This window comes from Rhodoferax sp. (assembly GCF_034519335.1).
Lineage (GTDB): Bacteria > Pseudomonadota > Gammaproteobacteria > Burkholderiales > Burkholderiaceae_C > Allorhodoferax.
This window is the reverse complement of the sequence record NZ_JAXHOL010000013.1, coordinates 40297-67131: the sequence shown is the minus strand read 5'-3', so window position 1 is coordinate 67131 and position 26835 is coordinate 40297. Positions and strand designations below refer to the sequence as shown.

20 protein-coding genes and 2 pseudogenes are annotated in these 26835 nt (G+C 62.1%); 16 read left to right on the top strand and 6 right to left on the bottom strand.

Annotated features, from left to right (window positions below; genetic code table 11):
- The 9 genes and pseudogenes from U5O12_RS06520 to U5O12_RS06480 all read left to right on the top strand — a co-directional run.
- A pseudogene (locus U5O12_RS06520) lies at positions 1–218 on the top strand (hypothetical protein); the annotation flags it as partial.
- A 79-nt stretch (positions 219–297) separates the two neighbouring features.
- The gene (nirD, locus tag U5O12_RS06515) at positions 298–681 is read left to right on the top strand and encodes a nitrite reductase small subunit NirD (RefSeq protein ID WP_322577850.1); all 384 of its coding nucleotides are present in this window, start codon (positions 298–300) and stop codon (positions 679–681) included.
- A 119-nt stretch (positions 682–800) separates the two neighbouring features.
- Positions 801–3618, top strand: a pseudogene (locus U5O12_RS06510) (molybdopterin-dependent oxidoreductase).
- 42 nt (positions 3619–3660) lie between these two features.
- Positions 3661–4566 (top strand): DNA-binding protein YbiB, encoded by a 906-nt coding sequence (gene ybiB / locus U5O12_RS06505; protein ID WP_322577849.1) that lies wholly within the window; start codon positions 3661–3663, stop codon positions 4564–4566.
- Positions 4567–4583: 17 nt separating this feature from the next.
- Complete coding sequence (gene cobA, locus U5O12_RS06500; RefSeq protein ID WP_322577848.1) at positions 4584–5384, top strand: uroporphyrinogen-III C-methyltransferase; 801 nt, start codon at positions 4584–4586, stop codon at positions 5382–5384.
- Positions 5385–5430: 46 nt separating this feature from the next.
- A complete protein-coding gene (locus U5O12_RS06495; RefSeq protein WP_322577847.1) occupies positions 5431–6150 on the top strand; it encodes a methyl-accepting chemotaxis protein in 720 nt (239 codons plus the stop codon).
- 160 nt (positions 6151–6310) lie between these two features.
- Complete coding sequence (locus tag U5O12_RS06490; RefSeq protein ID WP_322577846.1) at positions 6311–7555, top strand: NAD(P)/FAD-dependent oxidoreductase; 1245 nt, start codon at positions 6311–6313, stop codon at positions 7553–7555.
- Positions 7556–7687: 132 nt separating this feature from the next.
- Entirely contained in the window at positions 7688–7900 is a 213-nt protein-coding gene (rpsU, locus tag U5O12_RS06485) for a 30S ribosomal protein S21 (protein ID WP_006296472.1), read from the top strand.
- A 118-nt stretch (positions 7901–8018) separates the two neighbouring features.
- Positions 8019–8465 (top strand): GatB/YqeY domain-containing protein, encoded by a 447-nt coding sequence (locus U5O12_RS06480; protein ID WP_322577845.1) that lies wholly within the window; start codon positions 8019–8021, stop codon positions 8463–8465.
- Here the strand turns inward: U5O12_RS06480 and U5O12_RS06475 are convergent.
- Both U5O12_RS06475 and pmbA read right to left on the bottom strand, forming a co-directional pair.
- The gene (locus U5O12_RS06475) at positions 8462–9262 is read right to left on the bottom strand and encodes a DUF4399 domain-containing protein (protein WP_322577844.1); all 801 of its coding nucleotides are present in this window, start codon (positions 9260–9262) and stop codon (positions 8462–8464) included. The two genes, U5O12_RS06480 and U5O12_RS06475, sit on opposite strands and share 4 nt — an antisense overlap.
- A gap of 9 nt (positions 9263–9271) precedes the next feature.
- Positions 9272–10693 (bottom strand): metalloprotease PmbA, encoded by a 1422-nt coding sequence (gene pmbA / locus U5O12_RS06470; RefSeq protein WP_322577843.1) that lies wholly within the window; start codon positions 10691–10693, stop codon positions 9272–9274.
- Positions 10694–10716: 23 nt separating this feature from the next.
- Here pmbA and yjgA point away from each other — a divergent pair, with 23 nt between their 5' ends.
- Complete coding sequence (yjgA, locus tag U5O12_RS06465) at positions 10717–11379, top strand: ribosome biogenesis factor YjgA (protein WP_322577842.1); 663 nt, start codon at positions 10717–10719, stop codon at positions 11377–11379.
- Positions 11376–11978 carry a molybdopterin adenylyltransferase gene (gene mog, locus U5O12_RS06460; RefSeq protein ID WP_322577841.1) on the top strand — a complete coding sequence of 201 codons (603 nt, stop codon included), beginning with the start codon at positions 11376–11378 and terminating at the stop codon, positions 11976–11978. The genes yjgA and mog overlap by 4 nt, the downstream gene beginning before the upstream one ends.
- Before the next feature lie 87 nt (positions 11979–12065).
- On the opposite strand, the gene cysE is transcribed toward mog, so the two are convergent.
- Positions 12066–12839: a serine O-acetyltransferase gene (cysE, locus tag U5O12_RS06455; protein WP_322577840.1), complete on the bottom strand. Its 774-nt coding sequence runs from the start codon at positions 12837–12839 to the stop codon at positions 12066–12068.
- Positions 12840–12849: 10 nt separating this feature from the next.
- Positions 12850–13692 carry an RNA methyltransferase gene (locus U5O12_RS06450; protein WP_322577839.1) on the bottom strand — a complete coding sequence of 281 codons (843 nt, stop codon included), beginning with the start codon at positions 13690–13692 and terminating at the stop codon, positions 12850–12852.
- Between the two features lie 131 nt (positions 13693–13823).
- On the opposite strand from U5O12_RS06450, the gene U5O12_RS06445 reads away from it, so the two are divergent.
- Positions 13824–14726 (top strand): inositol monophosphatase family protein, encoded by a 903-nt coding sequence (locus U5O12_RS06445; protein WP_322577852.1) that lies wholly within the window; start codon positions 13824–13826, stop codon positions 14724–14726.
- A 39-nt stretch (positions 14727–14765) separates the two neighbouring features.
- Here the strand turns inward: U5O12_RS06445 and U5O12_RS06440 are convergent, their stop codons facing one another.
- Together U5O12_RS06440 and U5O12_RS06435 are read right to left on the bottom strand one after the other, a co-directional pair.
- Positions 14766–17702, bottom strand: coding sequence for an EAL domain-containing protein (locus U5O12_RS06440; RefSeq protein ID WP_322577838.1), 2937 nt, complete (start codon positions 17700–17702; stop codon positions 14766–14768).
- On the bottom strand, positions 17699–20602 hold the full coding sequence (locus tag U5O12_RS06435) for an EAL and GGDEF domain-containing protein (protein ID WP_322577837.1): 2904 nt from the start codon (positions 20600–20602) through the stop codon (positions 17699–17701). The genes U5O12_RS06440 and U5O12_RS06435 overlap by 4 nt, the downstream gene beginning before the upstream one ends.
- A 145-nt stretch (positions 20603–20747) precedes the next feature.
- On the opposite strand from U5O12_RS06435, the gene mutS reads away from it, so the two are divergent.
- The 4 genes from mutS to U5O12_RS06415 are packed head-to-tail and all read left to right on the top strand — an operon-like array spanning position 20748 to position 26831.
- Complete coding sequence (gene mutS / locus U5O12_RS06430) at positions 20748–23345, top strand: DNA mismatch repair protein MutS (protein WP_322577836.1); 2598 nt, start codon at positions 20748–20750, stop codon at positions 23343–23345.
- Positions 23346–23391: 46 nt separating this feature from the next.
- Entirely contained in the window at positions 23392–24219 is an 828-nt protein-coding gene (locus tag U5O12_RS06425; RefSeq protein WP_322577835.1) for a proteasome-type protease, read from the top strand.
- A gap of 11 nt (positions 24220–24230) precedes the next feature.
- Entirely contained in the window at positions 24231–25034 is an 804-nt protein-coding gene (locus U5O12_RS06420; RefSeq protein WP_322577834.1) for an alpha/beta hydrolase, read from the top strand.
- A gap of 6 nt (positions 25035–25040) precedes the next feature.
- Positions 25041–26831: an ATP-binding protein gene (locus U5O12_RS06415; protein ID WP_322577833.1), complete on the top strand. Its 1791-nt coding sequence runs from the start codon at positions 25041–25043 to the stop codon at positions 26829–26831.
- Positions 26832–26835: the final 4 nt, after the last annotated feature.

The window sequence follows — 26835 nt, the reverse complement described above, 5'->3', positions numbered from 1 at the left end:
CCATGGAGCTGCTGCGCAACGCGCCCGAGGCCACGCTGCGCATCAAGGATGAGCTGCTGTTGGCGGATGCGCAGTGGGTGTTTTTTGACATGGCGCTCAAACAGCTGCAAGAGGGTGCACAGCGCCCCAGGCCCATGGCCGACATCTTTGTGAGCAGCGAAAACCTGCTCGCCGTGATGGACCGGGTGACCGGCCTGTACTCGGCCCTGAAGGCATAAACACAAGCCAAATAGGCCTCTAGCCCCCCGCAGAATATGCGCAAGCAGCTACCAAAACAATAGCATTAGGAAGAACAAAATGACCGAATGGACCCTGATCTGCAAGATTGATGACATCCCCGTGCTGGGCTCGCGCCGCGTGGAGCGCGCCCAGGGCCTGGATGTGGCCGTGTTCCGCAACACGCAGGACGAAGTGTTTGCGCTGCTGGACCGCTGCCCCCACAAGGGCGGCCCGCTGTCCCAGGGCATTGTGTTTGGCACCAGCGTGGCCTGCCCGCTGCACAACTGGACCATCGGCCTCTGCGACGGCCAGGCCAGCGCGCCCGACGAAGGCTGCACGCCCAAGTTCGAAGTGAAGGTCGACGGCGGCCAAGTATTCCTCAAGTCGGCCGAACTGCAAAGCCACGCCACCGACCTGGTGCGCCCCATTGCGGGACCTGCCCGCCGCAACGCTGCCGCCTGACCTAAAGGACCCTACAGCATGACTGAAACGCGCTTCACCTGCCCGTATTGCGATCTCGCAGCCAGGGCTGCGGATCGCTGCGCGGACAAGATGAAACACCTCCATAAGGGCTTTGCATGCTGAAAGAAACTCGCTCCACCTGCCCCTACTGTGGTGTGGGCTGCGGCGTCATCATCGAGTCGCAGGGCACACAAATCACCGGTGTGCGCGGCGACCCGCACCACCCGGCCAACTTCGGCCGCCTGTGCTCCAAAGGCGCCACGCTGCACCACACGGCCAGCGCCGCGGTCACCCTGCAAACGCGTCTGCTGCAACCGCTGCAACGCCTGCAGCGTAGTGCCACGCTCCAACCCGTGTCCTGGGACAGCGCCCTGTCGCTGGCCACCGACCAGTTTGCCCGCATCATCCAGGACCACGGCCCCGACGCCGTGGGCTTTTATGTGAGCGGCCAGCTGCTGACCGAGGATTACTACGTCTTCAACAAGCTAGCCAAGGGCCTGATTGGCACCAACAACATCGACACCAATTCGCGCCTGTGCATGAGCAGCGCGGTGGCCGGCTACAAGAAGACGCTGGGCGCCGATGCCCCGCCCACCTGCTACGACGACGTGAACCACGCGCAGACGATCTTCATCGTCGGCTCCAACACCGCGTTTGCCCACCCCATCCTGTTTCGCCGCATTGAAGACGCCAAACGCAAGAATCCTGGCATGAAAATTGTGGTGTGTGATGTACGCCGCACCGACACGGTGGAACTGGCCGATCTGTTTTTGCAGATCCAGCCCGGCACCGACGTGATGCTGTTCCACGGCATGCTGCACCTGATGCTGTGGGAAGGCTGGACCGACGCCGCCTTCATCGCCGAACACACCAGCGGCTTTGACGACCTGAAAGCCACGGTGCGCGACTACACGCCCGATGCCGTGGCGCAGACCTGCGGCATTACCAAGGCCGACCTGCTGGAAGCCGCACGCCTCTTTGCCCAGAGCCCGGCCACGCTGAGCCTGTACTGCCAGGGCTTGAACCAGTCGAGTGCCGGCACCGCCAAAAACACCGCCCTCATCAACCTGCACCTGGCCACCGGCCAGATCGGCAAACCCGGCGCAGGCCCCTTCTCGCTGACCGGCCAGCCCAACGCCATGGGCGGACGCGAAGTGGGTGGCCTGGCCAATCTACTGAGCGCCCACCGCGACCTGGCCAACCCCGCACACCGCGCCGAAGTGGCCGCGCTTTGGGGCCTAGACAAACTTGGACGCAGCGTGCCCGAGACACCTGGCAAGACCGCGGTAGAAATGTTCCAAGCCGCCGCCGACGGCGAGATCAAGGCGCTGTGGATTGCCTGCACCAACCCTGCGCAAAGCATGCCCGACCAGGCCACCGTACGCCGTGCGCTGGAGCGTGCCGAGTTTGTGGTGGTGCAAGAAGCCTTCGCCACCACCGCCACCGCCCGCTATGCCGACCTGCTGCTGCCCGCCACCACCTGGGGAGAAAAAGAAGGCACTGTCACCAATAGCGAACGTCGAATTTCCCGCGTGCGCGCTGCAGTGGCCCCACCGGGTGCACCCGACACCGCCCCACGCCACGACTGGGCCATAGCCACCGACTTTGCGCAGCGCCTGGAGCGCGCGCTGGGCCGCAAGACCGACACGTTATTCCCCTACCCCACCGCCGAATCGGTGTGGAACGAGCACCGCGAATCCACCCGCGGCCGCGACCTCGACATCACCGGCATGGACTACGCCATGCTGGAAGCCCAGCCCCAGCAATGGCCTCTGCCCGAAGGCGCCAGCACCGGCAAGGTGCGCCTGTACGAAGACGGCGTGTTCCCCACACCCGGACGGCCGCGCCCGTTTTGCCAACGTGACCTACAAGCCCGTGGCCGAGGCTCGTGAGGCGCGCTACCCCTTCTCGCTGACCACCGGCCGCCTGCGCGACCAGTGGCACGGCATGAGCCGCACCGGCACGCTGGGCCGCCTGTTTGGCCATGTGCGCGAACCCGTGATCCAGATGCACCCGCATGACATGGCGCGCCGCCTGCTTGCCGAGAACGACCTGGTGCACGTGACCAGCAAGCGGGGCTCCATCCTGGTGCCCGTGCAGGCCAGCCCCGAGGTGGGCCTGAGCCAGGTCTTCATGGCCATGCACTGGGGCGAAGAGTTCTTGAGTGGCGTGAGCACCAGCGGCACCCGCCTGGCCGGCGTCAATGCCCTCACCACCTCAGCCTACTGCCCGGACTCCAAACAACCCGAGTTCAAACACGCCGCGGTCAAGGTGCTCAAGGCCGACATGCCCTGGACCCTGCTGGCCATTGCCTGGCTGCCTGACGACACGGTGCTGGCTGTGCGCAGCAAGCTGCAGGCGCTGATGGAGCGTTTTGCCTATGCCAGTTGTGTACCGTTTGGCAACGCCACGACCGACGACCATGGCCGCAGCGGCGTGTTGTTCCGGGCTGCCGCCGAGCAGCCAGCGCCTGACGTGCTGCTGCAAGAGATTGAAACCCTGCTACACCTCGACAAGCCCGATGTCGTGCGTTATGCCGACAAAACGCGCGGCCAGCGCCGTGCCGTGCGCCTGCAACGCTCCGCAGCCAACGCCACACTGGAGGGTTTTATGCTGGCTGGCGACACACGCGCCCAGAGCTGGATGACCACCTTGCTGCAAGACGAGCAGCCCGCGCAAAGCTATGGCCGCGCCCTGCTGGCCCCCGGCGCCACGCCGCCCGTTCCGGTGCAGTCCCGCGGCAAGACGGTGTGCACCTGCTTCAACGTGACCGACAGCGCCATCGACGCCACGCTGGCCGAATGCACCGGCTTTGCCGCCGACCGCCTGGCCACGCTGCAAAGCACGCTCAAGTGCGGCACCAACTGCGGCTCCTGTGTGCCACAGCTGCAGCGCATGGTGCGTGCCAGCATGACCCCCGCGTCAGCAGGTGCATAAGCACATAGCTGAAAGTTATCTGGCATCAAAGACAATCGCCCAATGGCTATTGGCAACTACATCAAGGAAATCGGTCGCGGCAAGGACGGCGCCCGTGCGCTCACCCGCGAACAGGCGGACGATCTGTTCGGTCAGGTGCTGGACGGCAGCGTGACCGACCTGGAGGTGGGCGCCTTCTGCCTGGCCATGCGCATCAAGGGCGAGACAGCAGAAGAGATGGCCGGTTTTCTGGACGCCACGCGCCGCCGCATGGCCCTATTGCCCGCCAGCACCCAGCCCACGGTGGTGATCCCCAGCTACAACGGTGCGCGCAAGCTGCCTTTGCTAACCCCGCTGCTGGCGCTGCTGCTGGCGCGCGAAGGACTGCCCGTGCTGATCCATGGCACAGCCACCGAGGACCGCCGGGTTTGTGTGTCAAAAGTGCTAGAAGCCCTTGATGTAAATGCGCAAGTAGCTATAAAAACAATAGCGCCCGGCAACGTGGCTTTTGTACCCACCGCGCTGCTCAGCCCCGGCCTGCAGCGCCTGCTGGACGTGCGCCGGGTGGTCAACCTGCGCAACCCGGCGCACAGCCTGGTCAAACTCATGAACCCCGTGGACGGCCCCGCGCTCATCGTGAGCAGCTACACCCACCCCGAGTACGCCATCTCCATGGCTGACACCTTTGCGCTGGTACAAGCCAACGCGTTGCTGCTGCGCGGCACCGAGGGCGAATCGGTCGCCGACCCACGCCGCACCCCCAAAATGCAAGCCTTTGTACGTGGCCAGGCTACCGAACTGCAGACCCACCAGAGCGGTCCGCTCACAGAGTTACCCGCATTGCCCACCGCCATTGATGCCGCCAGCACCGCCGCCTATATTGGCGATGTACTGGCCGGCAAGCAGCCTCTGCCGCCCCCGATTGCCCAGCAAGTGGCGCACATCTTGCAATTGCACCGCAGCCTCTAACGCACCGGACTCCGCCCATGACACACGATCTTTCCAGCACCCCCTCCAGCGGCCACGTCACGCTGGTCGGCGCCGGTCCGGGCGACCCGGAGCTGCTCACGCTGAAGGCCCTCAAAGCCATCCAGCAGGCCACGGTGCTGTTGGTGGATGACCTGGTGAACGAGGCCATCGTGGCGCACGCCAAGCCCGGTGCACGCGTGGTGCATGTGGGCAAGCGTGGCGGTTGCAAGTCCACACCGCAGTCCTTCATCGAGCGCCTCATGATCACCGCCGCCCAAGAGGGCGAAAACGTCGTGCGCCTCAAGGGCGGTGACCCATTCATCTTCGGCCGTGGTGGTGAAGAGGTGGAGCACCTGCAGACTGCAGGCATCCGTGTGTCGGTCATCAATGGCATCACTGCCGGCTTGGCCGCCGTCACATCGCTGAATGTGCCCCTGACCCATCGCGAACACGCGCATGGCGTGGTGTTTGTCACTGGCCACGCCAAACCCGGCGACCGAGGCACCGACTGGCCCGCGCTGGCCACCGCCGCTGCGCAGGCCAAGCTCACGCTGGTGATCTACATGGGTGTGAGTGGTGCAGCTGAGATTGAAGCCGGACTGCTGCAAGGCTTGGGCGCCGACACACCGGTGGCCATCATCCAGAACGCCAGCCTGCCCACACAACGCCATGCGGTGTGCACGCTGCAATCGTTGCAAGCCACCATTCGCCACGAACACCTCGCCAGCCCCAGCGTGATCGTGGTGGGCGATGTGGTGCTGGGTTTGCAAGCTGCGGTGCAAGCACCGCACACACAATCGGTTACGAGGGTGGCATAACGGCATTGTTTTTGCATGGTGTTCTCCAACGCGAAAGGAGTTCACCATGTTCATGCCCGCCCTTGCCCAGAACCCTTCCACACCCCGCGCAGCATTGCAAGTGCAGCCTTCTGCCAAGCCCGTTTTGCCGTCGGGGGCTGGCACCATGTCGGACCTGAACCTCGCAGCGCGCCAGCGCATGTTGTCCCAGCGCATGGTCATGCAAACCTTGTTGGCGGCCGGCGGCGACGCGCACCAGTTGAACGCAGCCCGCAGCACCTTCCAGCTGTTCCGCGACAGCCATGTGCGTCTGCTCGGCACCGTGTCCCATTACGACGCACCCAGCGCTGCCACACTGCATGCGGTCTACGAGGGCCCGCACGGTGTGAATGACACCATCCAAGCCTTCATCGCGCAGATGGCCGAGGCGCTGAACCTGATCACCCAACGCTCGCCCCAAACGCAGAAAGTGCTCGAGTCCATTGTGGAAAGTACAGACGCCGTCTTGGAGGCCTTGAACGCAGCCACCAACGCATTCGACGCGGTCACCAAGGCCAAAGCCGATCTGCTGTTCAAGGAACTCACCGGCATCGTCTCCGACATCCACACCATCGCCCGCGAGGCCAAGGTGGTGAGCTTCAACGCGCAGGTGATGGCCGCCCGCGCAGGCCAGCAGGGGCGCGAGTTTGCCGTGGTGGCCAATGTGCTCTCGGGCATCAGCACCGAAATCGACGGACTGTCGCGCAAGGCGATTGATCTGGCGGACAGGAACCGGCAGCAAGCCTGACCCATCCCCAGAGACAGCACGCCCACCCAGGTTCGGCGTGTGGATGCCCGCAGTTTGGCGCGATTTTGCGACCAGCAGGGCGCCATGAGCGCCGGGCTGCGGGCATCTGCACGCCGCCGCGTACCGAGCTTGCCGACGCCCCGTCCTCTACACTGCCGCCATGCACAGTTTTGACGTGGTGATCGTGGGTGCCGGGGCTGCCGGTTTGTTTTGCGCCGGAGTGGCAGGCCAGTTGGGCCTGAAGGTGCTGGTCATCGACCACAGCGAGAAGGTGGCAGAAAAAATCCGCATCTCGGGTGGTGGACGCAGCAACTTCACCAACATGGATGTCACCGCGGCCAACTTCCTCAGCGAGAACCCGCGTTTTGCCAAGTCTGCCCTGTCGCGCTACACGTCGGCCGACTTCATTGCACTGGTAAAGAAACACGGCATCGCCTTCCACGAGAAACACAAGGGCCAGCTGTTTTGCGACCGCTCAGCCGAAGACCTGATTGCCATGCTGCTGGCGGAATGCGCCGCGGGCGGCGTGGAGCGCTGGCAGCCCTGCAGCGTTAAAAACATACGGTTTTTGGCCTCTAGCCCCCATGGACATTGCGCGAGCAGCTATGAAATTGAGAGCGATCGTGGCGCCATCCACTGCGGCGCTGTCGTCATCGCCACCGGCGGCCTGTCGATTCCGAAGATTGGCGCCACGGATTTCGGCTACCGCGTGGCCAAGCAGTTCGATCTGCCTCTGGTGACGCCCCGCCCCGCCCTGGTTCCGCTGACCTTTGATGAGACGGCCTGGTCGCCGTTTTCCCAACTCTCGGGGCTCTCGCTGCCCGTAGACATTGCCACCGGCACCAAAAAAACCAGCATGGCGTTCCGGGAGGACCTGCTGTTCACCCACCGGGGCTTGAGCGGCCCCGGCGTGCTGCAAATATCGAGCTACTGGGCCGAAGGCACGCCCATCCGCCTGAACCTGGCCCCCGGTACCGACCTGGCGCGGCACCTCATGGAGGCCAAAGCCAGCTCACGCAAGCGTATTGCCAACGAACTGGCGGGCCTGGTGCCCAGCCGGCTGGCCGACACCTGGGTGGAACACGGCAAAACTTGGGGCCACGATTGGCAGCGCCCGGTCAACGAGGCCAGCGACAAGGCCCTGAACGCCCTGGCCGAGCACCTGAGCCGCTGGGAACTCACCCCCACGGGTACGGAGGGCTACCGCAAGGCCGAGGTGACGGCAGGCGGCGTGGATACCAAGGTGCTGTCCAGCCAGACCCTGGAAAGCCGTCAACCGGGCCTGTTTTTCATTGGAGAAGTGGTCGATGTGACGGGCTGGCTGGGGGGTTACAACTTCCAGTGGGCATGGTCCAGCGCTTACGCCTGCGCCCACGGCTTGGCAGTGCGCCATAAAAGGCTATAATTGTGGGCTAATCTGGCAGTCTCCTCATCGGCCAAATACTAGTTATAGATGAGGAAATACCGCTGAACGTGGCGTGTGGGGCGCGATCTTCCCCCATGACTGGCGACAGCACATTTTGGAATTCATTACGTAATGACAACGATCCGTGTAAAAGAAAACGAGCCCTTTGACGTCGCCCTGCGTCGCTTCAAGCGCACTATCGAAAAATTGGGTTTGCTGACCGACTTGCGTGCCCGCGAGTTTTACGAAAAGCCCACTGCCGAGCGCAAGCGCAAGAAGGCAGCTGCCGTGAAGCGTAACTACAAGCGCATCCGCAGCATGCAACTCCCTAAGAAGCTGTACTAAGCTTCCCGGTCAGGAAACGCATGGCGTTTCCCTGCCCAACAAAGCTCGCCTGGGGACGCTCCGGCGGGCTTTTTTCATTCTCCAGCCCCTTTTTGTCCTACTTTCAGAAAGCACTGCTATGTCCCTCAAAGACCAGATCACCGAAGACATGAAAACCGCCATGCGCGCCAAGGACAGTGAGCGACTGGGCACGATCCGCCTGCTGCTGGCAGCCTGCAAACAAAAAGAAGTGGACGAGCGCGTAGTGCTGGACGATGCCGCAGTGGTGGCTATCGTGGACAAGCTGATCAAGCAGCGCAAGGATTCGATTGAAGCCTTTATCAAGGCTGAGCGCCAGGAGCTGGCCGACAAGGAAGAAGCTGAAATGAAGGTACTGCAGACCTACCTGCCCCAGCGCATGTCGGCCGACGAAGTACTGGCTGAGGTAAAGGCTATCGTGGCCGAACTGGGTGCCGCTGGCCCCGGCGACATGGGCAAGGTGATGGGCGTGGTCAAAACCCGCTTGGCCGGCAAAGCCGAGATGGGAACCGTGTCTGCGGCCGTGAAGGCTGCACTGGCAGGTTAAGGCAACACACGCACCGCGGTAGTCACGGCACCCACCAAGGCCTGCTTGGGGTTCAAATTGTCCACAAACTCCAGTTTGAGCGTGTAGTCGCCCGCGGGTGGAGCCAGCCAGGTTTCGGTCTGGCCTTCCACAAAGTCCATTTCCGCCACAGCACCGGCCTTGCTGGCCACCGTCAGCTTGAAGTGGCCGGTGTCTTTTTCCTGCTGCACGGCATGGGCCACGTTCAGGCCTGAGGCGTGGAATTGCACCCGAAACGGAGGCTTTTGCTCTGGCTCAGACACCATCAGCGAAATGCCCTTCTTCACCAGCGTCTTGGGGTCCGTGCTGTTCTTTTTGGTGACCGTGACCTTTAGCGGCTTGCTGTAGACAAAGTGCGGCAGGTGCTTGTCGTCCGCCAACAGCATGCGCAAGGTGTAAGTGCCAGGGGCCAATGTGAGCACGGTCTCCATCTGGCCCTTGCCGAAGTGGATGTACTGCTCGTTAAAAGGCAAGGCCGCCTTGAAATCCAGCGGCAGATCGCGGTTTACCAGCAGATGGTGGTGACCACTTTTACCGCCCAATGGCTTGGTGATGGGAGCCAAGCCCCAGCCACCCGAGAGGCCAAATTTCAACAAAAACGGGGTCTCGATGCTCTCGCCCGACTTCAGATTGGTGAAGTAGGCCTCTGCAGTGCCTGCAGGGGTGGGCGCCTGCCAAGGATGCAACACGCGCGCAGGTACAGCTGGCGCGGGAGCCTGTGCCAGCGCACAGGCAGACCCCACCACAAGACAAATGATTCCAGAGACATTGCGATACATAGTAGACCTTCAGCTGCCAGCAAGCTTCATCCGGTTGATCAACACCGAGCCTACAGTTTTGGCACCATAGTTGTAAGTGTCGGCACCCACGGCTTCAATGCCCTTGAGCATGTCCTTCATATTGCCGGCGATGGTGATCTCATGCACCGGGTAGGCAATGCGCCCCTTCTCGACCCAGAAGCCGCTGGCGCCGCGTGAGTAGTCACCCGTGACGTAATTCACGCCCTGCCCCATCAGTTCGGTCACCAGCAAGCCAGTGCCGAGTTTTTGCAGCATGGCGTCCAGGTCGTCACTAGCCTTGGTCAGGCGCGAGGTGAAAGTCAGGTTGTGCGAGCCGCCCGAATTGCCGGTGGTGCGCATGCCCAGTTTGCGGGCCGAATAGCTGCTCAAAAAGTAACCTTGTACGCGACCAGCATCCACCACCTTGCGCGCTTGCACCCGCACGCCTTCGTCGTCGAATGGCGAACTGCCCTTGCCGCGCAGCACAAACGGGTCTTCCTGGATGTCAATGTGTTTGGGCAAAACCTGTTTGCCCAGCGAGTCCAGCAAAAACGTACTTTTTCGGTATAGCGCACCACCACTCACGGCTTGCACAAAGGCGCCCACCAAACCGGCCGCCAACGGAGATTCAAACAATACCGGGCATTCCACGGTGGCAATCTTGCGGGCCTTGAGGCGGCTGAGCGCGCGCTCGGCAGCATAGCGGCCTACGGCTTGGGGCGAAGCCAGCTCGTCCGCAGAACGCATGGAGCTGTACCAGGCATCGCGCTGCATGTCACGGCCCTTGCCCGCAATCGGCGACACGGACAGCGAATGGCGTGACGAGGCATATCCACCGCGAAAACCACGCGTATGGGCACTGAAGAAGTGCGACTGCTGGGCTGACACCGCAGCGCCTTCGCTGTTGGTAATGCGTTTGCTCACACCCAAGGCTGCTGCTTCGCACTCCAGAGCCAGCTTGGCAGCCTCTTCGCTGGTGACGGCCCAAGGATGGAACAAATCCAAGTCGCGGCCGCGCTCGGCCACGGGCACGATGTCATCGGCGTCGGGCAGGCTGGCAAACGGATCTTCCGCCGTAAAGCGGGCAATGTCGTAGGCGGCGCGCACCGTTTGCTCGATCGCAGCATCTGAAAAGTCAGAGGTGCTAGCGTTGCCGCGGCGATTGCCCACGTAGACAGTCACACCCAGCGACTTGTCGCGGTTGCGCTCCACATTTTCAAGCTCGCCATTGCGCACCGACACGCTCAGCCCACACCCCTCGGACACCTCGGCACCGGCGTCCGTGGCCCCCAATTTCTTGGCATGGGCCAAGGCGGTGTCTACGCGCGACTCGAAAAAATCTCGGGTGTAGGCAAAGCCGCTATCGGCAGGTTTGGCCTTGGGAATGGGTAATGGGGAGGTGCGCCCAGAGGCGGAGGTGGGTTTCTTCATGGCGACGGCTATGATACTTGGCTATGTCACGCAAACTAAAAAAGGGCTATTACGTCAAGGGTCAGTTCGTCGCCGAAGGCAGCGCACTGGACTTGGAGTACAAGCGCGAACTCAAGGGCACGGATGAGCCGACCCGCACCGACCTCAAAAAGGAAAGCACTGAGCTGCAAAAGCTGGGTGAAGACCTGCTGACGCTGCGCGCCGAACTCATGACCAAGTTGGACCTGCCCGACAAACTGGTGGAAGGCGTGGCGGAAGCCAAACGCATCACCAACTTCGAAGGCAAACGCCGCCAGATGCAGTTCATCGGCAAGCTCATGCGCAAGCTGGAGCCTTCCAAATGGGACGAGATCCGTGCCGCGTTGGAAGAACAGCACATGCCATCGGCCAAAGAAACACTGGTGCTGCACCAAGCCGAGCAATGGCGCGACCGCCTGATTGCTGACGATGACGCGGTCGGCCAGTGGATCACATTGAGCCCCAGCACCGACAGCCAGAATCTGCGCGCGCTGGTGCGCCAGGCCCGCAAGGACGCCAAGCCGGAGAAGCCCGGCGAAGCGCTGCGCCATGGCCGTGCCTACCGAGATATTTTCCAACTGGTGCGCGAGGCCTTGCAGGCCCATCAGGATGGCCGCAGCTCTGACGACGCCGACGATGGGGCTGACTACGACGGTGACGAGGCGTGAGCGTGTCGCGGTTTGAGTCGGTCAGGGTTGGCATTGTCTCCATCAGCGACCGCGCCTCCAGCGGAGTCTACGAAGACAAGGGCCTGCCCGCACTGCAAGAGTGGCTAAGCCGTGCACTGCGCAACCCGATCCAGTTCGAAGCGCGGCTGATTGCCGATGAGCAAACAAGCATCGAAGAAACACTGATTGCGCTCGCGGATGCCAAGTGCGCACTGGTACTAACTACCGGCGGCACCGGCCCAGCCCTGCGCGATGTGACACCCGAAGCCACACTGGCGGTTGCCGACAAGGAAATGCCGGGCTTTGGTGAGCAGATGCGGGCCATTAGCCTGCACTTTGTGCCCACTGCCATCCTTTCGCGCCAAGTGGCCGTCATTCGTGGCCAAACGCTGATCATCAATCTGCCGGGCCAACCGAAAGCGATTGCCGAGACGCTGGAAGGTTTGAAAGATGCCGACGGAAACCAGATTGTGCCCGGCATCTTTGCCGCTGTGCCTTACTGCGTGGACCTGATTGGCGGGCCTTACATGGAAACCGTGGACGCGGTGTGCAAGTCGTTTCGCCCCAAGAGCGCAGTGCGGCCGGTGCGCGTGACCTAACCCAAAAACACCGTGGAACCGGCTTTGCCGGGCCACTGGTGTTGCCCCTGCAAGGGGGAGGCGGCGCAGCCGCCACCGGGGTGAGCTTTACTTCCCGATGAGTTGGTTCAATTTCTCGGCCTCGAAACACTCTTTGCGCGCCGCATCCAAGGGGACGCAATCGCTGTCGGCAAGACGGGCCGACAGCTGTTCCACGGCCTTCCACAACATGGCAATTTGATGGTCTTGCCCAGAAGCACTGTCCACCAGCCCGCGCAGAGCCTGGCTCACCGGATCGTCTTCCTGGGTAATGCCATAGGCGGTGAATTTGCGGTCAGGCGTGGTCACATCGGCACTCACCCCGGCTTTGCTGGGGAGAATGCGCGCCGGAATGCCCACAGCGGTGGCTCCAGCGGGCACTGGCTTGACGACCACGGCATTGCTGCCGATCTTGGCACCGTCGCCGACCTCGAAGCCGCCCAGCACCTTGGCGCCCGCACTGACCACCACGTCTTTGCCCAGGGTGGGGTGGCGCTTGGAGCCCTTGTACAGGCTGGTACCGCCCAGAGTCACACCTTGGTAAATCGTGCAACCGTCACCAATCTCGGCGGTTTCACCCACTACCGTGCCCATGGCGTGGTCGAAAAATACCCGCTCCCCGAGCTTGGCACCCGGGTGAATCTCGATGCCAGTCAAGAAACGGGACAGGTGCGAGATAAATCGCCCCAACCATTTGAAGCCGTGGTTCCAAAACCAGTGCGCCGGACGGTGCAACACCACCGCATGCAGCCCCGGATAACAAGTGACCACCTCCCATGTACTGCGCGCAGCAGGGTCCCGGTCGAGGATGCATTGGATGTCGGAGCGGATGCGGGAAAACATGCGAAAGAGTCTACCCGTTCAAGTCTGCCTTGCCGCCCACCGCCACCAAACCCGCACCCTTGGCAGGTGCTTGCCCACTGTGCTGGAGGATGGCTTTGGCAATGCCGCGCAGGATGTGGATTTCCTCTTGCGTGACCTCGGCACGGTTGAACAGCGCGTTCAGGCGCGGCATCAGCTTCTTGGGTGCTGCGGGGTCCAGAAAGCCCAACGCCACCAGCGACTGCTCCAGGTGGGTGAGCATGCCGCTCACTTGCGCAGCGTCGGCCAGCACACTTTGCACCGCTGCGGCTTGCACGCCAAAGCCTCCCAGCGCCAGCCGCCACTCATAGGCGATGACCTGCAACGCGGCACCAATGTTCAGCGAACCGAACTGCGGATTGCTGGGAATACTGAGGCAGACGTGGCAGCGGTATACATCTTCATTTCGCATTCCAAAGCGCTCAGACCCGAAGAGAAAACCCACCCCCTGCTGTGGCTCGCCCACTCCGATTTTTTGTGCCAAATCGATGCCTTGCCCTTGCGGAATATGCGCGGGCAGCTCACCTTTTGATAGCACTGCAAAATGTTCGCGTGGCGTGGTGGTGGGAGGGCCAAAGTCGCGTGGTGTCATGGCGGTGGCGCAGAGGTGGCTGATACCGTCCAATGCTTCGTCCAGTGTGTCCACGATACGGCACTTGGCCAGCACGTCCAGTGCCCCGCTGGCGCGCTGAATGGTTTCTTCGCGACGCAGCACATTGGCCCAACGCGGCGCCACCAGCACCAGGTCGTCAAAACCCATGGTTTTCATGGCGCGGGCGGCGGCTCCCACATTGCCGGCATGGCTGGTGTTGATCAGGATAAAACGGGTGTGCATACGTTCAGAATCGAGGCGAGCGGGCTGTTTTGGGGGCTTAGGGTGCGCAACCCAAGCCCTGCCGTTAAAATATGCCTATTGTCGCCGCCTGCATCGCCAGCCGGCCCTTCCAGTTCTTCCCCCAACAATCTATGACGCTCAATCTGCACCCCATGGTCAATGTGGCCATCAAGGCCGCCCGCACCGCCGGTTCCATCATCAATCGCGCTGCGCTGGACATCGAATCCGTACGTGTTTCGCAAAAAAAGGCCAATGACTTCGTCACCGAAGTGGACCATGCTGCAGAACAAGCGATCATTGAAACCCTGCTGACGGCCTACCCCGGCCACGGCATCCTGGCAGAAGAATCCGGCAATGAACACGGGGCCAAAGACTCCGAATTCGTCTGGATCATCGACCCGCTGGACGGCACCACCAACTTCATCCACGGCCTGCCCGTGTACTGCGTGAGCATCGCCTTGGCCGTGCGCGGCAAAGTCGAGCAAGCGGTGGTTTACGACCCTACCCGCAACGACCTGTTCACCGCTACCAAAGGCCGTGGTGCCTTCCTGAACGACCGTCGTATCCGCGTCTCCAAGCGCACCCAGCTCAAGGAATCGCTGATCTCCACCGGCTTCCCCTTCCGCCAGGGCGACAACTTCAACCAGTACCTGCAGATGATGGGCGATGTGATGCAACGCACCGCCGGCCTGCGCCGCCCGGGCTCCGCCGCTTTGGACCTGGCCTACGTGGCCGCCGGTTACACCGAAGGTTTCTTCGAACTGGGCCTGCAGCCCTGGGATGTGGCTGCGGGCTCGTTGTTGGTAACCGAAGCCGGCGGTTTGGTGGGCAACTTCACGGGTGAAGCCGAATTTCTGGACCAACAGGAAATCCTGGCCGGCACACCGCGCGTGTACGGACAAATGGTCAGCATTTTGGGCAAGTACAGCAAGTTTGCCCCTGCCGGTGAAAAAGCGGCCTTGCGCCAAGCTGCGGCCGCGCAGACCGAAGCTGCAGCAGATGGCGAAGGTTCTGTGGGCGACGCCCTGCTGTAGTCAGGTTTTCTGGCAGGGCAGCAGGGGTGCCCCTCCGGGTTATGGCAGCAAGTGTTGGATGGGCGCAGGACGCCCAAACAAATACCCCTGGAACAGGGTGCAGCCATTTTCCAAAAGAAAGTCGCGCTGCCCCTCGGTCTCCACGCCTTCAGCCACCACGCTGAATCCCAAACTTTTGCCCAGTGCCAACACGGTGCGGGCAATCGCAGCGTCATTGGGGTCGGTCAGAACATCGCGCACAAAAGACTGGTCAATCTTGAGTTGCTGCAAAGGCAAGAGCTTGAGGTAGGACAGCGACGAATACCCTGTGCCGAAATCGTCCAGCGCGAAACCCACCCCCACCGTCTGCAAGGCGGTCATTTTGTGAATCGCGTCTTGCGTATCGCTGAGCAACAGGCTCTCGGTGAGCTCCAGTTTCAAGCGCGAGGGATTGGCGCCAGTCTTGTGCAGCAGGTCCAACACCTGCTGGGCGAAATCCGGGTGGCGAAACTGCCGCGCGCTCACGTTGACAGCCACCGTCAATGCCTCCGTGTCCGCCTGCGTGGCCCAAAGGGCCAATTGCCGGCAGGCTTTTTCCAGCACCCAAGCCCCCAAGGGAATGATGAGTCCGGTCTGTTCTGCCACCGGAATGAACTCCATGGGTGCCACCAGGCCACGCTGTGGATGCTGCCAACGCACCAGGGCCTCAGCGCCCACCACGCGCCGCGACGCATCCACCACAGGCTGGTAATACACCACCAACTCCTGGCGCTGCAAACCGTGGCGCAAATCCAGCTCCAGCGCAGTACGCTGCGCCACCAGCGCCTGCATGGCGGGGTCAAAAAAGCGCATGGTGTTGCGGCCTGCCGCCTTGGACTCGTACAGTGCCAAATCTGCCTGCTTGAGGAGTTCGTCCACGGTCTGGTGCTGCTGGGCAAACAAGGTGATGCCGATGCTGGGAGTGCTGTGGTGCTCGGCAGCCCCCAACATATACGTTTGGTTCAAGCTGCTGATGACTTTTTTACCCACCAGCTCCACATGCGCACTGGCCAGGGCCGGGTCAGTGTCCAGGCTGTGCAACATCACCACAAATTCGTCCCCGCCCAGGCGGGCCACGGTATCAGCACCGCGCACGCAGGCCAGCAGACGCTGAGCCACCTGTTGCAACAACAGATCTCCCACATCGTGACCCCGCGTATCGTTCAGGTCCTTGAAGTTGTCCAGGTCAATGAACAGCAAAGCCCCGTGGTGGCCGTCGCGTGCTGCCAAAGCCAGGGCGTGTTGCAGACGGTCAATCAGCAGGCGACGGTTGGGCAAACCGGTGAGCACGTCATAAAACGCCAGACGCTCAATTTTTTCTTCGGCCAGCTTGCGTGCCGTAATTTCGCGGCCCACGCCCCGGTAACCGCGAAACTGGCCTTGGGCATCAAAAAATGGCGCACCACTGATGGATATCCAGTACGTTTGACCTTGCGAATTCACGTCGCACAACTCAAGCTCGCGAAACTCTTGGCGGGCCATCACCACTTGGCGGTGCGCCTCCCAATCCGCCTCGCTCATATTCAAGGCACCGATTTCCCAGCGCGTCTTGCCCATGCGGGCCTCGCGCGACTTTCCCGTCAAGGTGCCATCAAATCGCACAAAACGGCATTGCGCATCCTGCTCCCAGTACCAATCCGAAGAAAGCTCGGTAAGTGCGCGAAAGCGCGCTTCACTTTCCATCAGCGTAGCCTGCGACGCCTTGATCGCAGTGATGTCCGTCACCGACCCGTAAGCGATGTGGTGCCCCGATGGCTCCCAAATGGTGATCGCCCTGCCAAACAGGTCGCGCACCGACCCATCTTTGCGGCGCACGCGAAACTCGTGGGCCCAGGTGGCGCCGTGCTCGGCCGTGTCATTCATGGACGCCACCATGGCGGGTAAATCATCCGGGTGCACGCAGCGGAACACCGTGTTGGGATCGGTGCGGGCATCCTGGGTGCTGACCCCAAACAGATCCTCGCAGGCGTCGCTCACAAAGGTGAACTCGCCACGCTTGGCGCTGTGCCGCACAAACTGGAACACCATCTCGGGCAGGCGGCTGGTCAAACGCTGAATCATCTCCAGACGTTCCTGCAAGGCGTCCTTGGCCCGCATTTCCTCCGAAAAGTCCTGCACCACGCCAAAGTCCACATACGACCCATCGTCCCGGTGCTGGCGACGCATCCGCGTGCGCAACCACTGCACCGCGCCCACCCGGTTCAGCCAACGGTATTCCAGCTCACTGCCATCCATGCGTTCGCGCGCCTGCAAGAAAGCTGCTCGGTCGTCAGGATGAATGTGCTGGCGCGCCGTATCAAATGTCATGCCCGGCTGCCACGGCATCTCAGCCAGTGCATAGAGCCCTTTGGACCAGACCGGACGGTTCGCGCCCTGTGGCACCGTCCAGTGCCCTACCCGGGCCAGCCGTTCAGTCAGCTCAAACAGCTCCAGCTGGCCTCGCAGTTCCTGATTGGCCTGCTGCAAAGCCTGCTCACTGACCTGTACCGCTTCCTGCGCCTGGCGTTGCAGCGTGATGTCATGCAGATAGACCACCACATGCAGCTCTCCGGCCAAACTCAAGCGGGTACCTTCCATTTGGAACAACACCTCACGGCCATCGGGTGTGGTGTACGGCACCTCCACCCGATGCTTGCCTTCCAGTTCTGCGGCACGGGCAAAAGCAGCATCCCTTGCCGCAGCGTTGGGCCAAAAACCCAGCTCCAGCGCGGTTTTTCCCACCGCCTGCGCCCAGGTGTAGCCAGTAACCCGCTCCCAATGTGCGTTCACATCCACAAAGCACCCATCACTCAGGCGGGTCAAAGAGATGGCCGCCGGGCTACGCACGAACAAGGCATCCAGCATGTCGTACTGGCGGCGAGCACCAGACTCCACAGACGCCAGCGCCTGCTCCAGCCTTGCAATTTCTCGCGCACACTCGGCGAGCGAGCGTTGCGCCCACGGCAATTCAGTGCTCATAAGACAGGAAGCTCCAATTGCTCCACCGGGACAGGACGACCAAAGAAATAGCCCTGAAACGCCTTGCAGCCATTGCGCAACAAAAAGTCGCGCTGACCCGCGGTCTCCACACCCTCCGCCACCACGCCCAAGTCCAGGCTGCGCGCCAAGTTGAGAATAGTGCGGGCAATGGCTGCGTCGTTGGGGTCGGTCAATACATCGCGGACAAAGGACTGGTCAATCTTGAGTTGGTCCAGCGGCAAACGCTTGAGGTAGGCCAACGATGAATAGCCCGTGCCAAAGTCGTCCAGCGAAAAGCCCACGCCGATGGAGCGCAACTCGCTCATCTTCACGATCACCTCGTCAAAGTCTGACAACAACAGGCTCTCGGTCAGTTCCAGCTTCAGCCGGTACGGATTCGCTCCCGAGAGGCGCAGCAGGTTAAGGATATGGTTGGAAAACTCGGGGTGTTTGAACTGGCGTGCGCTCACGTTCACGGCAATGGTCAGGCGCTGGGTATGGGGCTTGGCGCTCCAGGCCACCAGCTGGGCACACGCGGCTTCCAGCACCCACTGGCCCAGCGGCAGTATCAAGCCCGTTTGCTCTGCCACAGGAATGAACTCGCCTGGCGACACCAGCCCGCGCTCGGGGTGGCGCCAACGCAATAACGCTTCCACCCCGGTGATGTTGCCTTGGTCGTCCACCACCTGCTGGTAGTACAACAAGAACTCGTTGCGCAAAAGGCCCTGACGCAAATCGGCCTCCAGGGTTGCGCGTGCCGAGGCGGCAGCCTGCATCTCGGGGTCAAAAAAGCGCAGGGTGTTGCGGCCAGCCGCCTTGGCCTGGTACATGGCCAGATCCGCGCGCTTGAGCAGCTCGTCCACCGTGTGGGTGTGCTGGTAAAACAGCGTCACGCCAATGCTGGGTGAACTGTGCAGCTGGTGACTGCCCAGCGCAAACTGCTGGTTGAGCATCTGCAGAATTTTCTTGGCCACCATCTCGGCCTGGCTTGCGGCATCGGCGGACACGGCACCCAGCTCTTCCAGCATCACCACAAACTCATCCCCCCCCAGCCGGGCCACGGTGTCCACATCCCGCACACATTCTTGCAGGCGGCTGGCCACTTGCTTGAGCAGCATGTCCCCCATGTGGTGCCCCAGGGTGTCGTTCAGGATCTTGAAGTTGTCCAGGTCAATGAACAACAAAGCGCCGTGATGTCCATGGCGCGCGCTGCCGGCCACGGCATGCTCCAGGCGGTCAATCAACATCCGCCGGTTCGGCAGCCCGGTCAACGCATCAAAGAAGGCCAGGCGTTCGATCTCAGCCTCGGCGAGCTTGCGTGAGGAAATGTCACGCCCGGTACCACGGTAGCCACAAAACTCGCCCTCCGCATTAAAAATGGGCGCGCCACTGATCGAGGCCCACATGTAACCCCCATCCTTCAAGGGACGTTGCATCTCGAAATCATGGAAGGTCTCATGCGCCAGCAGTTGGGCCTTGTGTTGCGCCCACTGCGCCGGGCTTACGCCCTGACCGCCTGAATCCCAACGCGTCTTGCCAATCGCAGCGTCTGACGCCAGTTTCGAACTGCCCAACCCATTGCCATCGATCCGCACAAAGCGGAATTCCGCGTCCTGCTCCCAGTACCAATCTGACGATAGCGCCGACAGGCTGCGAAACCGCTCTTCGCTGGCCTGCAGCCGCTCCAGTGCTTCTTTTTGGGCCGTGATGTCGGTGATGGACCCGCAAAAAAGAACCGAACCGCCGGCCTGCATTTCCGGCAATGAATTGCCCAGCATCCATCGAACCGGCTCACCCTCGCCCCCCACCCGGAATTCACAGCGCCAAGGTTGCACTTGGGTCATCGCCTGCCAAGTGGATTTCTGCACCAAAGCCATGTCATCGGGATGAATGCCATGAAACACCCGGGTTGGGTCTTCGTACACCTGCTCCGGCGTCACGCCATAAATCTGCTGAACCCCGGCACTCACAAAGGGGAAGATGTACCTCCCGTCAGGCCACATTTGGTACTCGTACACCAAGCCCGGTGCCCGGCTGGTAATTTTGTGGATGAAGGCGAGCTGGTTTTCCAAGCTTTGCCGCACGCGGTGCTCGTCGGTGACCTCTTGAATCACGCCCATTTCGGCCTGACTCACACCGTCTTTCAACTGGCGGTAAAACCTGGCGCGCACCCAAATCAGCTGTCCATCAGGGCGGCGCCAGCGGTACTCCACCACCTCACCATCCATGCGCTGCAAGGCTTGCTCGACCTGCGGCCGGTCTTCAGCCTGCACGCCTTCAATCAATTCTCCACGTTTGAGCAGGGTCTGCTCGACCACGCCGCCAATATGGGCGGCCCCACGGGAAATTTGCAAATCCGTCGTACCCGGATAGGCCACCCAGTGCCCCACCTTGGCCAGGGACTCGGTCAGCTCATGCAGCTTGACCTGGCGGTTGAGCTTGTCGTTGGCCTGCTCCAGCGCCTGCTCCCCTGCACGCAGCGCCTCATGGGCCAGTCGTTCCGCCGTTACGTCGCGCAAGTAAAGCAGGATGTAGGCCTCGTCCCCCTCGCGCACCAGCGTGGCGTTCATACGCACCACGCGGGGGTTGCGATCCTTCATGACCAGCGTGACATCAGCGTCCACCACCCTGCTGCCTTCGTAGAGCGGTGTGAATACACGTTTGCGCTCCTGTGGGTCCAGCCAATGGCCCAGTCCCACAGCCGTGCGGCCCAGCGCTTCTTCCCGGGAATACCCGGTCAGGTGCAACCACTCGGTATTGACTTCGACCAACACGCCGTCACGCACCCGGGTCAGTGCGATGGCTTCCGGGCTGTAGTCAAAAATCGTCTTGAACATCCCCTCCGTCACCCCCCATGCAGGCACTGGCGCCTCAGGCTGTGCGACGGACGAAGCCGGCATGGGTTGTTGGGGTTGGGGCGACACGGGCAAAAAGGGTGGCCTGAGTGGGAGTGCGCCCATCATAGAGCCTGAGTCCGGTGCCCGCCACGCTGGCCAACCCCTAGGAAAGGCCGCTCCTACCAGCGAAATTGATAGACTTCTTGGGATGACAGAAACGGCCCCTCCCCATACCCCCATGATGCAGCAGTACCTGGGCCTCAAAGCCCAGTACCCCGGAACCCTGCTGTTCTACCGCATGGGGGATTTTTACGAGATGTTTTACGAGGATGCCGAGAAGGCTGCGCGGCTGCTGGACATCACGCTGACCCAACGCGGCCAGTCCGCCGGGCAGCCGGTGGTGATGGCCGGCGTGCCCTTCCATGCCATGGAGGGCTACCTGGCCAAGCTGATCCGCCACGGCGAGTCGGTCGCCATCTGCGAGCAAACGGGTGAAGTGGGGGTGAACAAGGGCCCGGTGGAACGCAAGGTGGTGCGCGTGGTGACCCCCGGTACGCTGACCGATGCCGAGCTGCTGAGCGAAAAGTCCGAATCCATTTTGATGGCCGTGCACCAGGGCCCGCGCAACCGCTGCGGCCTGGCCTGGCTGTCCGTCACCCAGGGCGTGGTGTTCCTGGCCGAGTGCGCGCCCGACGAGGTGAACGGCTGGATCACCCGCGTGGCCCCCAGCGAGCTGGCCTACAGCGCCGGCTGCACCACCACCTTTGAAGACCGCCTGAAACGCCTGCGCTCCACCAGTAACGCGTTGTACCTGACGGCCCGCCCCGAATGGCAGTTTGACGGCGCATTGGGCCAGCGCAAGCTGTTGGACGCGCTGCAGGCCGCCAGCCTCTCCAGTTGGAACGCGCAGGATCTGCCGCTGGCCCACGCCGCCAGCGCCGCCTTGCTGGGCTATGCCGAGCACACCCAGGGCCGCGCACTCACCCACATCCACAGCGTGCAGGTGCAGCGCAACGATGCGCTGATCGACCTGCCCGTCACCACGCGCCGCAACCTGGAGCTGGTGCAAACCCTGCGTGGTGAAGACAGCCCCACACTGTTCAGCCTCATCGACACCTGCATGACAGGCATGGGCAGCCGCATGCTCAAGAGCTGGCTGCTGGAACCGGCGCGCGACCGCACCGAGGCCCAGCACCGCCTGCAGGCCATTGGAGTTTTGCGCAACAACCTGTGGCAAACCCTGCGCGGCCCGCTCAAGGGCTGCGCCGATGTGGAGCGCATCACCGCCCGCACCGCGCTGCGCCAAGTGCGTCCGCGTGAACTCGTGGCCCTGGTGGTAACGCTACAAAAAACAGAGCTTCTCGCGCAACATCTACGTGGGCTAGAGGGCTATTTGGCTCACATTTCAGAGCAATTGCAGCCACCGGGCGACGCCACCGCTCTGTTGGCCCGCGCCATAGCACCCGAGCCTGCCGCGCTGGTGCGCGACGGTGGCGTGATCGCCAGCGGCTTTGACGCCGACCTGGACGAGCTGCGCGCCATCCAAACGAACTGCGATGCCTTTTTGCTGGACCTGGAGGTGCGCGAAAAAGCACGCACCGGCATTGCCAACCTGCGCGTGCAGTTCAACAAGGTGCACGGCTTCTACATCGAAGTCACCACCGGCCAGGTCGACAAGGTGCCCGACGACTACCGCCGCCGCCAGACCCTGAAGAACGCCGAGCGATTCATCACGCCCGAACTCAAGGCCTTTGAAGACAAGGCCCTGAGCGCGCAGGAGCGCGCCTTGGCGCGCGAGAAGTACCTGTTCGAGCAAGTGCTGGACCAGCTGCAACACCACATCCCCCAGCTCACCCGCGTGGCACGCGCCCTGGCCGCACTGGACGCGCTGTGCGCCCTGACCGAGCGCGCGCTGACGCTCGATTGGTGCGCGCCGCAGTTTGTAGCAGAACCCTGCATCGACATTGAAGCCGGCCGCCACCCCGTGGTGCAGGCGCGGCTGGCAGAACTCTCCAGTGGCAATTTCATTGCCAACGACGCGCGCTTGGGTGTGAAGCAGCGCATGCAGATCATCACCGGCCCCAACATGGGCGGTAAATCCACCTACATGCGCCAAGTCGCCCTCATCGTGCTCTTGGCCAGCATGGGCAGCTACGTGCCCGCGCGCGCCTGCCGCCTGGGTCCTATCGACGCCATCCACACCCGCATTGGCGCAGCCGATGATTTGGCCAACGCCCAGTCCACCTTCATGCTGGAGATGACCGAAGCCGCGCAGATATTGCACTGCGCCACCCCGCACAGCCTGGTGCTGATGGACGAGATTGGCCGGGGAACGAGCACCTTTGATGGCCTGGCCCTGGCCAGTGCGATTGCTACCCAGCTGCACGACAAGACCCAAGCCTTCACGCTGTTTGCCACGCACTATTTCGAACTCACCGAGTTTCCAGCTACGCATCACGCGGCCATGAATGTGCACGTGAGCGCGGCCGAGGCCGGCCGCGACATCGTGTTCCTGCACGCCATCGAACCCGGCCCTGCCAGCAAGAGCTACGGCGTACAGGTGGCCCGCCTGGCCGGCATGCCCGCCGCCGTGCTCAACCACGCTCGCCACACGCTGGATGCGCTGGAGGCCCATGCGACCGAGCAGCAAACCCAGGTGGACCTGTTTGCCGCACCGCCAACACCCGAGGCAGCCCCGGTCAGCGCGGTGGAGTCCGCACTGGCGGGCATCAACCCCGACGCCATGAGTCCGCGGGAAGCGATGGATGCGCTGTACCACTTGAAGGCCTTGGCAAACAAGGCCTAGGCCTGCCCCCGATACACTCTAGGTTTAGCCTCAAACCACAAGAACAATGACCTACTGCGTCGCCATCAAACTCAATGCCGGATTGGTGTTCCTCTCCGACTCGCGCACCAACGCAGGACTCGACCAGATCAGCACCTTCCGCAAGATGATCGTGTACGAGAAGCCGCAAGACCGCTTCATGGCCCTGCTCTCGGCCGGCAATCTCAGCATCTCGCAATCCGTACGGGAAATCTTGCAGATCGAAAAGCTCAAGGACCACGAGGACGACGAAGGCATCACCATCTGGAACGCCAAGAGCATGTTTGATGCGGCCCGCGTGCTGGGCTCGGCCATCCGCAAGGTGCAGGAGCGCGATGGAGCGGCGCTCAAGAACGCCGGCGTAGATTTCAATGTGTCGCTGATCTTCGGCGGTCAGATCCAAGGCGAAGGCATGCGACTATTCCAGGTCTATTCCGCTGGCAACTTCATTGAAGCCACGCCGGAGACGCCTTACTTCCAGGTCGGCGAATCCAAATATGGCAAGCCTGTGCTGGACCGCGTCATCACACCCCATACCCCTCTGGACGAAGCCGCCAAGTGTGCACTGGTGTCCATGGACTCCACGCTCAAGTCCAACCTGTCAGTGGGTCTGCCGCTGGACATGGTGGTCTACGAGGCCAACACCTTCCAGACGGACAAAGTGGTTTGCATCGATGAGAACAACCCCTACTTCGCCATGCTGCACAACAGCTGGGGGCAGAAGCTGCGCGAAGTGTTTGACAGCATTGAAGACCCCATGTGGAACGGTGGCCAAACCTCGGTGCCGCTGCTGGTGCCATCGGCACGCAGCCTGCCGCTGAAGAAAATCACGACCCCAGACGAAAAGCTGATCTGAATCGGTTCTTGATGTCTACCATCGTTTTCTCCCACGCCAACAGCTTCCCCGCCAGCACCTACAAGGTGCTGTTCAAGAGTCTCAAGGCCCGCGGCTACTCCGTCAAAGCTGTTGACAAGTACGGCCACGACCCACGCTACCCCGTCACGGACAACTGGCCCCATGTGGTCCAGCAGCTGGTGGACTACGCCACCAAGGTGGTGGAGAAGACGGAGGAACCGGTCTGGCTGGTGGGCCACTCGCTGGGCGGTTTTTTGAGCCTGATGGCGGCTGCGCTGCACCCCGAGCTGGCGAAAGGCGTGGTGCTGGTGGACTCTCCGTTGGTGGGCGGCTGGCGTTCGCGCATGGTCGGCTTGGCCAAGACGACCCAATTGGTTGGTGCCATCTCGCCCGGCGCCGTGAGCCGCCAACGCCGCAACAGCTGGCCCACTGCCCAAGCAGCGTTCGAACATTTCCAGCACAAGAAGGCGTTTGCCAAATGGGATGCGCAGGTGCTGCAAGACTATGTGGATGCTTTTGACGAAGACGCCGAGGGCAAACGTGTGCTGGCCTTTGACCGTGCCATTGAAACCGCTTTCTACAACACCCTGCCCGACAACCTGGACCGCCTGCTGGCGCGTCACCCGGTCAAATGCCCGGTGACCTTCATTGGTGGCGACCAGTCCGCCGAGATGAAACAGGTCGGCATGGCCATGACCGACAAGGTCACCAAGGGCCGCATCATGATGCTGGACGGAAGCCACCTTTTCCCGATGGAGAAGCCCTTGGCAACCGCTGCCGCGATTGAAGCCGCCCTGCGCAACATGGCGCACTGACGACCCATGAGCCCCCACCTGCAAGCGCAACTGGACCGACTGCAAGAGCAAGTTCAGGCCTTGCAATCCAAAAACCGCCAACTGCAAGCGGCACTGGACGAGCAACAGACCCTGGCCAGCGAGTGGGTGGCGCGCCGCACGCGCGAGCTGCAAGCCGAGGCGCTGGAACAAAAGAAGGCCCAAGCGCTACAGAACGTCTTCTACCGTATTGCAGAACGCGCCACGGCCGGACTGTCGATCTACGACTTTTTGAAGGCCGTGCACCAACTGCTGGGCGAGCTGCTGTATGCCAAGAACTTCTATGTGTGCCTGAGCCACCCCTCTAAAAATACCTTGGATTTCCCGTACTACGAAGACGAAAAAGACGGTAACACCATGCAGCGCTACGGCATTCCGCGCAAGCGCGGCATGACTGAGTTTGTATTGCACAGTGCACAGCCCCAACTCATCGATGCTGATCGGTTCCGGGCCCTGCAAGACAGTGGCGAGATCACCCAGGCCACGGGAGACTTGAGCTTCACCAGTTGGCTCGGAGTGCCCATGCAAATGCAGGGACGTGTGCGCGGCGTACTGGTGGTGCAGGGCTACGAACCCGATGTGCACTATTCCGAGGATGATGCCGACATTCTGGGCTTTGTCGCCAACCATGTGGGGGCCGCGCTGGAGCGGCAACAGGCCCTGGAAGAGGTGCGCAACTCCGAGGCGCGTTACCGCTCGGTCATCGAAAACGTGGGCGTTGGCGTGATGGTGGTGCAGGACGGACGCATCGTGTTTGCCAACCCCAGCATGGTGCGCATCGTCGGCCATTCGCTGGAGTATTTGCAGACCCATCCCTTTACAGCCACGATCCACCCGGACGATGTGCCCGCTGTGCTGGGCCGGCACCAACGCCGCTTGCGCGGGGAAACCGTAGAGATCAACTACACCTTTCGCATCATCACCGCAGATGGACAGCTGCGCACACTTGAGCTGTCGGCCGTAATCATTGAGTGGAGCCAACGGGATGCCACGCTCCTGTTTGTGGTGGATGCCACGGCACGCATGCAAGCCGAGGAGAGCCAACGCCTGGCGCTGCAGCAGCAAATTGCCCTCAACGACATGAAGGCACGTTTCATCACCATGGCGTCCCACGAGTTCCGCACACCACTGGCCACCATCCATGGTTCGGTGGAACTGCTGCTGCACTACGAAGAACGCATGCCGGCCAACAAAAAGCAGCAGACCCTGCAGAAAATTGACGATGCGGTGGAGCGCATGACCCACATGCTGGAGAACGTGCTGGTGATTGGCCGCACCGATGCCGGACGGCTGGAGTTCAAGCCCCGCGCCCTGAGCATCACCACCTTTTGCAACGGCTTGGTAGACGAAGTGCGCAGCGCCATGGCACGCCAACTGGCGCGCGTGCACCTGCAGCTGGAGTTGCCCCCGGCCACACAGCTGTTCTGGCTGGACGACACGTTGATTCGCAACATCGTGGGCAACCTGTTGTCCAACGCCATCAAATACTCCCCGCAGGGGGGTGACGTGCACTTTGCCGTACGGGACCGCGGCGACGCTCTGGTGTTCACGGTCTCCGACCAAGGCATTGGCATCCCCGAGGCCGACCAGGCCCAGCTGTTTGTGAGCTTCCACCGCGCCAGCAATGTCGGCCCGATTGCGGGCACTGGCCTGGGTCTGTCGATCGTGAAAGAAGCGGTCACCTGCCACCTCGGCGATATCCGCGTCGACAGTACGCTGGGCCAAGGCAGTACCTTCACCGTCACCCTCCCCACCCATGCTTGCACCCCAGAGGACTGAGGCC

Bases quoted from the DNA above. Each gene is read 5' to 3' on its own strand.
- rpsU (WP_006296472.1), top strand. From the start codon at position 7,688: ATGACAACGATCCGTGTAAAAGAAAACGAGCCCTTTGACGTCGCCCTG.
- nirD (WP_322577850.1), top strand. From the start codon at position 298: ATGACCGAATGGACCCTGATCTGCAAGATTGATGACATCCCCGTGCTG.
- U5O12_RS06490 (WP_322577846.1), top strand. From the start codon at position 6,311: ATGCACAGTTTTGACGTGGTGATCGTGGGTGCCGGGGCTGCCGGTTTG.
- U5O12_RS06415 (WP_322577833.1), top strand. From the start codon at position 25,041: ATGAGCCCCCACCTGCAAGCGCAACTGGACCGACTGCAAGAGCAAGTT.
- pmbA (WP_322577843.1), bottom strand. From the start codon at position 10,693: ATGAAGAAACCCACCTCCGCCTCTGGGCGCACCTCCCCATTACCCATT.
- U5O12_RS06435 (WP_322577837.1), bottom strand. From the start codon at position 20,602: ATGCCGGCTTCGTCCGTCGCACAGCCTGAGGCGCCAGTGCCTGCATGG.
- U5O12_RS06440 (WP_322577838.1), bottom strand. From the start codon at position 17,702: ATGAGCACTGAATTGCCGTGGGCGCAACGCTCGCTCGCCGAGTGTGCG.
- U5O12_RS06475 (WP_322577844.1), bottom strand. From the start codon at position 9,262: ATGTATCGCAATGTCTCTGGAATCATTTGTCTTGTGGTGGGGTCTGCC.
- U5O12_RS06480 (WP_322577845.1), top strand. From the start codon at position 8,019: ATGTCCCTCAAAGACCAGATCACCGAAGACATGAAAACCGCCATGCGC.
- U5O12_RS06420 (WP_322577834.1), top strand. From the start codon at position 24,231: ATGTCTACCATCGTTTTCTCCCACGCCAACAGCTTCCCCGCCAGCACC.
- yjgA (WP_322577842.1), top strand. From the start codon at position 10,717: ATGTCACGCAAACTAAAAAAGGGCTATTACGTCAAGGGTCAGTTCGTC.
- ybiB (WP_322577849.1), top strand. From the start codon at position 3,661: ATGGCTATTGGCAACTACATCAAGGAAATCGGTCGCGGCAAGGACGGC.
- mutS (WP_322577836.1), top strand. From the start codon at position 20,748: ATGACAGAAACGGCCCCTCCCCATACCCCCATGATGCAGCAGTACCTG.
- cysE (WP_322577840.1), bottom strand. From the start codon at position 12,839: ATGTTTTCCCGCATCCGCTCCGACATCCAATGCATCCTCGACCGGGAC.
- U5O12_RS06450 (WP_322577839.1), bottom strand. From the start codon at position 13,692: ATGCACACCCGTTTTATCCTGATCAACACCAGCCATGCCGGCAATGTG.
- cobA (WP_322577848.1), top strand. From the start codon at position 4,584: ATGACACACGATCTTTCCAGCACCCCCTCCAGCGGCCACGTCACGCTG.
- U5O12_RS06445 (WP_322577852.1), top strand. From the start codon at position 13,824: ATGACGCTCAATCTGCACCCCATGGTCAATGTGGCCATCAAGGCCGCC.
- U5O12_RS06425 (WP_322577835.1), top strand. From the start codon at position 23,392: ATGACCTACTGCGTCGCCATCAAACTCAATGCCGGATTGGTGTTCCTC.
- U5O12_RS06495 (WP_322577847.1), top strand. From the start codon at position 5,431: ATGTTCATGCCCGCCCTTGCCCAGAACCCTTCCACACCCCGCGCAGCA.